This window comes from Mesorhizobium maamorense (assembly GCF_044998965.1).
GTDB lineage: Bacteria > Pseudomonadota > Alphaproteobacteria > Rhizobiales > Rhizobiaceae > Mesorhizobium.
The window spans coordinates 4,822,501-4,825,000 of record NZ_CP173356.1 but is presented as its reverse complement, the minus strand read 5'-3'; the positions used below and the strand labels follow the sequence as shown (position 1 = coordinate 4,825,000).

The 2,500-nt window shown below is 57.0% G+C and carries 1 protein-coding gene, 1 tRNA gene and 2 rRNA genes (2 of these 4 running past the window's edge); all 4 read left to right on the top strand.

Going from position 1 to position 2,500, the window contains the following annotated elements; genetic code table 11:
• Positions 1-977 (top strand): 23S ribosomal RNA (locus ACIU1A_RS24120) (it extends 1,834 nt beyond the left edge of the window).
• A gap of 272 nt (positions 978-1,249) precedes the next feature.
• A 5S ribosomal RNA gene (gene rrf, locus ACIU1A_RS24115) occupies positions 1,250-1,364 on the top strand.
• Positions 1,365-1,625: 261 nt separating this feature from the next.
• Positions 1,626-1,702 (top strand) — tRNA-Met (locus ACIU1A_RS24110).
• Positions 1,703-2,268: 566 nt separating this feature from the next.
• Positions 2,269-2,500, top strand: the 5' portion of a protein-coding gene (locus ACIU1A_RS24105; protein WP_140664881.1) for a type II toxin-antitoxin system ParD family antitoxin. Its footprint extends 35 nt past the window's final position; 232 of the gene's 267 nt are visible here — the first part of the coding sequence; its start codon is at positions 2,269-2,271; the stop codon falls past the right edge of the window.

Sequence of the window (2,500 nt, the reverse complement as noted above, 5' to 3'; positions counted from 1 at the left end):
GTAACTATAACGGTCCTAAGGTAGCGAAATTCCTTGTCGGGTAAGTTCCGACCTGCACGAATGGCGTAACGACTTCCCCGCTGTCTCCAGCATAGACTCAGTGAAATTGAATTCCCCGTGAAGATGCGGGGTTCCTGCGGTTAGACGGAAAGACCCCGTGCACCTTTACTATAGCTTTACATTGGCATTCGTAGTGGCATGTGTAGGATAGGTGGTAGGCTTTGAAGCCTGGGCGCCAGCTCAGGTGGAGCCACCCTTGAAATACCACCCTTATCACTATGGATGTCTAACCGCGGCCCGTTATCCGGGTCCGGGACAATGTATGGTGGGTAGTTTGACTGGGGCGGTCGCCTCCTAAAGAGTAACGGAGGCGCGCGATGGTGGGCTCAGAACGGTCGGAAATCGTTCGCTGAGTGCAATGGCATAAGCCTGCCTGACTGCGAGACTGACAAGTCGAGCAGAGACGAAAGTCGGTCATAGTGATCCGGTGGTCCCGCGTGGAAGGGCCATCGCTCAACGGATAAAAGGTACGCCGGGGATAACAGGCTGATGACCCCCAAGAGTCCATATCGACGGGGTTGTTTGGCACCTCGATGTCGACTCATCGCATCCTGGGGCTGGAGCAGGTCCCAAGGGTATGGCTGTTCGCCATTTAAAGCGGTACGTGAGTTGGGTTCAGAACGTCGTGAGACAGTTCGGTCCCTATCTGCCGTGGGTGTAGGAATATTGAAAGGATCTGTCCCTAGTACGAGAGGACCGGGATGGACGGATCTCTGGTGGACCTGTTGTGGCGCCAGCCGCATAGCAGGGTAGCTATATCCGGACGGGATAACCGCTGAAGGCATCTAAGCGGGAAACCCACCTTAAAACGAGTATTCCCTGAGAACCGTGGAAGACGACCACGTTGATAGGCCGGGTGTGGAAGAGCGGCAACGCTTGAAGCTTACCGGTACTAATAGTTCGATCGGCTTGATCGTTCTCATTCCTTATGCCCATCGTGAAACACGATGGTCTGGCCAGCGCTCACGCATGAGCGGCCCTTACGGGCCTATGCTCCGCGAGGGCGCCGGACGACCGGCGACGCGCAGTCGCGCTTGCGGGCTTCGCCCGAAAGCAAACTGTGGATGTCGCAAAGGCACAAAAAGGCAGGTGAAGAGCAACGAGCCAATAGCGAATAGGCATCCCCTATTCACTATTGCCTTCTGCCCAATCCCTAACCCAGCTTCTCGAATAACGTGCGTTTTGCCGACCTGGTGGTTATGGCGGAGCGGCTGCACCCGATCCCATTCCGAACTCGGCCGTGAAACGCTCCAGCGCTGATGGTACTTCGTCTCAAGACGCGGGAGAGTAGGTCGCTGCCAGGTCTGCCAAACGCACGTTAAGCTCACATCCATCGGATGGATGTGAAATCTTCTCTTCACGAACAGGCCCGCCAACGGGACAACGGGCCGCGTAAGCGGCCCTTTCAATTTGGCGGCGCGAAGCAGGCAATCGCCCGCTTCCAAACATCGAAGCAGAAACACCTGCTTCCAGAGATCGAAGCAGAAAACACCTGCTTCCAGAGATCGAAGCAGAAAACACCTGCTTCCAGAGGTCGAAGCAAGCTCACGCTTGCTCATAGGTGGCGCGGGGTGGAGCAGCCCGGTAGCTCGTCAGGCTCATAACCTGAAGGTCACAGGTTCAAATCCTGTCCCCGCAACCAAATCAAAACAGCCCGGCTCTCACCCCGGGCTGTTCTTGTATCCGGCTGATCGTGCCCGGCTGATTTGAACCCTCATCACGGGCCCGCAAACACCCAAAGCCGACGCCCAAGGTCAAAAAGAAATCCAAGCCAAGCCAAGCCAAGCCAAGCCAAGCCAAGCCAAGCCAAGCCAAACGTTCAGGGCCAAGCCTCGGTCGTTCCATGCCTCGGGGCCAAGACGAGCTCTCAGCTCGCGCGGCGGAAAATTGGGCTTCCCAGAGCCGAGGCCAGCCACGAAAATGCAAAATGGATTCAGCCGGCAGGATTTCATCTCAGCCGGCTTCAGCGCCAGCTGTCCCGGAGGGATCGCGAGGAGCAGATCCCACCTATCGGCTGCAGGCGCGATCCCCGATCGCGACGGCCCGACTGAGGCGATATCTCGGTTATGCCGAATCAAGCGATCCGAACCTGTCTGCGAGACAATCGGACCAAAATGCAGGTTGGTCGACCTCGGTCGAAATTGCTAATATCTGACATCTATTGCTAAATCCGTGCCGTGATCCCATGTCTCTTTCCGGGAGGTTGTCATGCCCAACTACGCTCTGAACGACCACTATGAGCGCTTCATCAGGAAACAGCTCGAATCAGGTCGCTACAACAATGCCAGCGAGGTTGTCCGCGCCGGCCTGCGCATGCTCGAGGATTTCGAGGCGGAGCGGGAAAGATGGCTGCGCGTGGAAATTCCGGGGCGCCTGGCCGAGCTCCAGCAGGATCCAGCTAAAGGAATCCCGGCCGAGGCGGTTTTTTCTCGGCTGGAGG